Here is a 6322-nt window from a genome sequence, read left to right on the forward strand (position 1 = left end):
CGCTTACTCCAAGCCATCAAACCTATATACTGGCGTGTACGCAAAAAAACACCCTTTCGCAATTGCAAAAGGGCGTTATTTACATCATTTCATCTACCGTATGGCTTTTTGGCACGTGGCGGACCTAATATCTCTGCCCAAACAACGCCTTGAAGAACTTGATTCCTACTCGGTTGGTCTGGAAATTGGCTTGCGGTTGAGATCTCATCTGCATAAGTAGGTGAACTTACAGTTGGTCCACTTTTCACAACCGGTGTGAAGGGTGATGGCTTCTGTTTCTGAGCTGTTGTGGTTGATTTACCAAGACCAGACTGATTAAATTCGTCTCGTACGCGTTCCGAACGACCGGATGGAGTCATATGTCCTGGTTGCACTTTCTTCGCTTCTACAGGCCTTCTAGCGTCGCCTGGACCGTCTCCAAAGGTCGGCATACCTTTACTTGAAGTATTCTGCTCAGCTCGCTTGCGTCTGCTTTGTATTTGATAGAAAAAGGTTAACGCTATAATGACCAAATACCAGTTCTTAAATAAGAATGCGATCAGCTGTTCCAATTGATCACCTCACAAACCTTATTCTTTTTCATTTTTTCCATCGTTGACTTTGCCTAAAGAGGAACGCATTTGCGTATCAGATTCAATATTTTTGAGATTCATATAATCCATGACCCCTAATTGACCATTTCGCAGAGCTTCAGCCATGGCAAGTGGGACTTGCGATTCCGACTCAACAACCTTAGCACGCATTTCAACAACTCGCGCTTTCATTTCCTGTTCTGCTGCAACAGCCATCGCGCGGCGTTCCTCTGCTTTCGCCTGAGCAATCCGTTTGTCTGCCTCCGCTTGCTCTGTTTGCAAATGAGCACCAATATTTTTACCAACATCCACATCCGCAATATCAATAGACAGAATTTCAAAAGCTGTCCCTGCATCCAAGCCTTTACCTAAAACAGTGCGGGAGATCATGTCTGGATTTTCTAGGACATCCTTATGAGATTCGCTGGAACCTACGGTTGTAACGATCCCCTCTCCGACACGCGCAATAATGGTCTCTTCACCGGCTCCACCTACGAGTCGATCAATGTTTGCACGAACCGTAACTCGCGCGATGACCTTTACCTCAATACCGTTCTTCGCGACGGCTGAAACATTCGGCGTTTCAATGACACGTGGATTTACACTCATTTGAACAGCTAACAACACATCACGACCTGCCAAATCAATGGCTGCCGCGCGCTCAAACTCCAAATGAATTTTGGCACGATGCGCAGCAATTAATGCGTTCACAACACGGTCAACATTACCTCCAGCTAGGTAGTGACTTTCCAACTGATTGACACTAAGATCAATCCCGGCTTTCGTTGCTTTAATCATTGGGTTCACAATGCGACTTGGTGTTACCCGACGGAGTCTCATAGCAATCAGTGTAATAATGCTGATTCTTACACCAGAAGCCAGCGCAGAAATCCATAGCATAACTGGAACAACACTTAGTAAAATCGATAATACAATAATAATGATGGCTGCAAGCAGTACCAAATATAAACCTGGTTCAATCGTCATTTGTTTGTATCCTCCTAATGATTTGGTTGGTCATCCACGGCTTTCACTACAACACGAACTCCTTCAACTTCCACAACGATTATTGCTTTATTGACCGAAATAAAACTACCATGCGTGACAACATCAACACGTTCTCCTTGAATTAATGCCGTTCCTGCAGGTCGCAATGGCGTTATGGCTTCTCCCGTCAAACCAACTAAATTAGAGCGATCAGGGCTCGATGTAAAGCCCTTGCTCGTGGTTAGCTGTTCCTTCAGAATGAAACGGTTCCAAACGCCGCGATGTTTAAACGTCCTAATTGCAGCAATGACAACTACAAGGGCGACTAGCAAAGCAATAATTAACATGTACGCTGCTTCCTTAGGATCTGAAGAAGCCATCAGTACACCGCCGAATAAGCAAATCGCCCCTAGAACACTTAGAATTCCGAAACTGGGCACAACCAATTCTAAAATCAAGAGAACCAAACCAAGTCCCAAGATAGCTAAGTCTCCAAAACTTGCAAAGCCAGCCAAGTAAAAACCTAAGAAATATAAACCAAAGCCAGCAACCCCCGCCAAGGCCAACAATCCACTACTGAAAAAAAGCAGTTCCAGCGCTATACCAATAATCCCAACCATCAATAATACGGTACCTGTCACAGGGTGAGTCAGAAACGCGGATAGATTATCGAGAAACATCGTCGTTCACTCCTTCCCTTCAAACTTCTTCTCATAAGGTATGTACGTATTAACTTATGAACTGTTTCGGAATTTAGTAGAAATTTTAAAAAAGCACTTAAACTGTGAGAAAAACTTCTATCGAAGTCATTCGAGGATGTGCGACCGCGTTTTTATGGTTGTTTTTATCGCCAATTAGCAAGACGTTTTCGGGAACCGAAAACTTATACTTTCTAATGTGGAAGAAAAAAGACCAAATGGAAATGATCCACTTGGTCTTCACAAAACATATTTGGTATTAACCTAATAATTGTTGAACTAACTGATTGATAAGTTTACCATCAGCGCGTCCTTTAACCTGAGGCATCAATGCCGTCATCACTTTKCCCATATCCGCTTTGGAAGAAGCACCAATTTGCTGGATGGTCTGCTGTACAATGGCTTTCACTTCTTCCTCAGAAAGCTGTTGCGGCATGTACTCAGCTAGAATAACAAGTTCCGCCTTCAGGTTGTCGGCTAGATCGTCACGACCTGCCTTGCTAAATTCTTGGAGGGAATCCTTACGCTGTTTGATCTCACGAGTTAGAACATCAAGCACTTCATTGTCGTCTAAGGGTCTTTTCAGATCAATCTCAGAATTCTTAATCGTAGAACGTACCATTCGAATTACAGAGAGCTTAAACTTGTCCTGACTCTTCATCGCTTGTTTCATATCTTCGTTCAATCGATCGCTTAAGCTCATGTTGCCTCCTAGAACTTTCTTTTACGAGCAGCCTCAGATTTAAGCTTACGCTTAACGCTAGGCTTGTCATAATGCTTACGTTTCTTTACTTCTGCAAGAACGCCATCCTTAGCGATGGAACGCTTAAAGCGACGAAGTGCAGCATCTATAGTTTCGTTCTTACGAACTCGAGTTTCTGACAACAGTTTTCCCTCCCTCCGAACAGACCATCTAAGACAAAACGGTTCATCAAATCTCATTATAGGTGATAGTAATTAGGGTGTCAATCGCAAACTGATCTTTCCTACTAGAAAGATTAGTTATGGACCCCAAGGGGTGCCAATCTCGCACCTGCCATCAAATGATAATGCAAATGGTGAACAATTTGACCGGCGTTTGCTCCAATGTTCGTGATCACACGATAACCGGATTCTTCTACCTCTAGCTCTCTAGCAATTTGCGCAGCCGCACGCTGCATTTGTCCCACAACTGCCCAATCTTCCGGCTGTCCTGCCGCTAAAGAAGCAAAGTGTTTCTTCGGAATAATAAGGACGTGAATCGGTGCTGCTGGCTGAATATCATGAAAAGCTAGAATCTGATCATCTTCATAGACTTTCTTAGAAGGGAGATCCCCCGCAATGATTTTACAAAAAATACAATCACTCATTGATCCATTCGTCCTCCCGACATTGTTATCCTACTTAGTTATAAGTTTATCGGAAAGCACTCAAAAAATCCAATCCAAATCTTATCGAAATTAGCGATGAGGTTGACTTTTGAGGGATTGGTGGATCTTCTTCCATTTTGCCTTCTCAGCTGCTTGAAGTCCTTTGTCCTCTTTGCGAGCCAAATAAGCCAGTTCCTTCTGTAATTTCACATAATTCTGAAAACGCTCCGCGGACAAAGCTCCCGAATCTAGCGCAGATTTCACTGCACATTTCGGTTCATTCTCATGCTTACAATCTTGAAAGAAKCATTGCTCGGCGAATTCCTCAATATCCTGAAAGGATGTGCTCAACCCTTCGGTAGCGTTCCAAAGCTGCAGCTCTCTCATCCCTGGTGTATCGATCAAAATACCGCCATCCGGCAGTAAAATCAGCTCACGATGCGTTGTCGTATGCTTTCCTTTGTCATCGCCCGATCGAATATCTCCCGTGTTCAAAATATCTCTGCCATAAATACGATTCACTAAGGTTGATTTCCCTACCCCTGATGAGCCTAGAAGTGCCACCGTCTGTCCGCGAGTCATGTAGGCAGCAAGTTCATCTAAGCCTCGATTTTCGGCAGAGCTAATAATATGAATGGGTACGCCAATGGCAACAGCCGCTACTTCAGCCGCCAACTCATCTGGATTCTCGCACAGATCAGACTTGCTTAATACGATGACGGGATTAGCACCGCTTTCCCATGCGAGTACTAGGTAGCGCTCAATTCGGCGAACATTAAAATCCTGATTCAAAGCGTTTACCAGAAAAACGGTATCTACATTGGTTGCAACAATTTGCTCTTCCGTGACTTGTCCAGCCACTTTACKGGAAAACTTACTTCGACGAGGAAGCACGGCATGGATCACAGCACGCTGCTCTCCTTCACGGATTGATAATACTACCCAATCCCCTACCGCAGGGTAATCCTCGCGACGTAGCGCTTGGTGACGCATTTTGCCGGAAACTTCAGCCAACACTTCGCCAACTTCCGTTTGAACGCGATACATATGTTTATGTTCTAAGGAGACGCGGCCTGCGACAAATCCTTCTTCGTTAAGAAAGGGTTCAAATGCTTTTTCGAAACTTACATGCCATCCTAAATCTGCTTTATTCAAGTCCATATTACATCCTCTCAAGGGGTTCTAATGTGCAGTATATACCGAACTGATTCGCCCCACACGGGAAAGAATGAGTTAGATTATTTAATCCGCGGATCCTATTTGACACMGGTCAATTCACTTGTAGACTGAAAGTCTATTTTTGCATATAATAAGTGTAAATGGATCGTTTGAATGGAGTGAGCGGATGAGTCAATTCATGAGAGCCTCGACCCGCAAAAAGCGTGATGTGATGATGGAAGTTGCCCTAACGATGTTCATGGAGAAAGGCTACGAGAATGTTTCTGTCGATGATATTATCGCAGCAACCAGCACCTCCAAAGGAACCTTCTATCATTATTTCAAAAGTAAAGATGCCATTATTTCAGCGTTATACAGTAAACAAACACAATTAATTCAGGAGTGGGTGAAACAGCCCCCTTCGAAGGTACAATCGCTAGAAGGTCATATTAATCGTCTATTTTTAGACTTAGCGTCGAATATTCAAATGTCACCGAGACTAATTCGTAGTTTGCAGGCACTTTCTTTACAAAATGATACGGTAAAATCCGAAGAACTACAGCAATTGAAAGTCTTGACTCAAAGCTTAATGCACTGGCTCCCGGAGCCCAAAAAGATTGAACTACTCGTATGCATGTATACCGGAACGATCCTTACTTGGTGCAATCAAGATGATGCCGACCTACTCTCCATGATGAAAAACAACTTAGCCTGGCTTTGGGTAGGTCTTCGTTCTGAGGAACCTTACGCATCGCTGCAGGTAGAACCCGTCCCCAAGGAGGAAAAGCGAATGAAAGTAGCTATTATTGGCGGAGGTTTAGCTGGATTAACAGCAGCCGCGTATTTATCAGAGAATCCACACGTAGAAGGTATTTTATTTGAGCGTAGTCCACAGCTCGGAGGGCGTGCCTTTACGTATGAGAAAGCAGGCTTCACGCTCAACTACGGCGCGCACGCCATCTACGGAATTGATCGTCATACCCTGACTACGATGGAACGTGAGCTCGGTCTGTCCTTCTCCTCTAAACAAGTAGATAAACGCAAAGTCGTCTATGCAAAGCACAATCAACTGACAACTGCACCGCTGGATGCCATTAACCTTCTCAAAACTGATCTGCTAAGCACGATTCAAAAAGTTCGTTTTGTTGGCGAAATTGCGGCTATTATTGCAAATATCCACAATATAAAAAACTACGCTACTTTGGCCGACTACCTTGCCGAGTCAAACGCCGATGAAGATGTTAAAGAGCTGTGGGAGCATTTGGTTTGCTCCAACTTCTTCATTACACCGGAAGATGCTCGCAACGTGTCCGGCGCTGTAATTAGCGAGTATTATCACAACTTGTTCTTGTCTAGCAAACCTGTTAACTATGTCTTGGGCAGCTGGGCTGTTATCACAAATCAACTAAAACAGAAGATGACCTCTTCCGGCAAATGGGAAATCGCCTTGCAGGAAGGTGTCGATGGACTTCGTTATGAAGATCGGAAATTTGTATTAAAAACGAAAACCCGTGAAATGGCATTTGATAAAGTGATCTTCGCGATGCCGGTTCAACAA

At 44.0% G+C, this 6322-nt stretch carries 8 protein-coding genes; 1 reads left to right on the forward strand and 7 read right to left on the reverse strand.

The window, feature by feature from the left end; translation table 11 throughout:
- Positions 1–89: 89 nt before the first annotated feature.
- The 7 genes from AC1DLM_RS34285 to rsgA all read right to left on the reverse strand — a co-directional run bounded on the left by AC1DLM_RS34285 (position 90) and on the right by rsgA (position 4767).
- Complete coding sequence (locus tag AC1DLM_RS34285; protein ID WP_441988953.1) at positions 90–551, reverse strand: hypothetical protein; 462 nt, start codon at positions 549–551, stop codon at positions 90–92.
- Positions 552–569: 18 nt separating this feature from the next.
- On the reverse strand, positions 570–1559 hold the full coding sequence (gene floA / locus AC1DLM_RS34290; RefSeq protein WP_216626290.1) for a flotillin-like protein FloA: 990 nt from the start codon (positions 1557–1559) through the stop codon (positions 570–572).
- A gap of 14 nt (positions 1560–1573) precedes the next feature.
- The gene (locus AC1DLM_RS34295; RefSeq protein WP_441988952.1) at positions 1574–2239 is read right to left on the reverse strand and encodes an NfeD family protein; all 666 of its coding nucleotides are present in this window, start codon (positions 2237–2239) and stop codon (positions 1574–1576) included.
- 277 nt (positions 2240–2516) lie between these two features.
- The gene (locus AC1DLM_RS34300) at positions 2517–2960 is read right to left on the reverse strand and encodes a GatB/YqeY domain-containing protein (protein WP_171635233.1); all 444 of its coding nucleotides are present in this window, start codon (positions 2958–2960) and stop codon (positions 2517–2519) included.
- Positions 2961–2968: 8 nt separating this feature from the next.
- Positions 2969–3142 carry a 30S ribosomal protein S21 gene (gene rpsU, locus AC1DLM_RS34305; protein ID WP_028558020.1) on the reverse strand — a complete coding sequence of 58 codons (174 nt, stop codon included), beginning with the start codon at positions 3140–3142 and terminating at the stop codon, positions 2969–2971.
- 113 nt (positions 3143–3255) lie between these two features.
- Entirely contained in the window at positions 3256–3606 is a 351-nt protein-coding gene (locus AC1DLM_RS34310) for a histidine triad nucleotide-binding protein (RefSeq protein ID WP_477572494.1), read from the reverse strand.
- A 90-nt stretch (positions 3607–3696) separates the two neighbouring features.
- Complete coding sequence (gene rsgA, locus AC1DLM_RS34315) at positions 3697–4767, reverse strand: ribosome small subunit-dependent GTPase A (RefSeq protein ID WP_477572495.1); 1071 nt, start codon at positions 4765–4767, stop codon at positions 3697–3699.
- Between the two features lie 184 nt (positions 4768–4951).
- Here rsgA and AC1DLM_RS34320 point away from each other — a divergent pair.
- Positions 4952–6322: FAD-dependent oxidoreductase (locus AC1DLM_RS34320; protein WP_477572496.1), on the forward strand; the 1371-nt coding region annotated here is incomplete at its 3' end.

The organism is Paenibacillus sp. 01T442, from assembly GCF_056398345.1.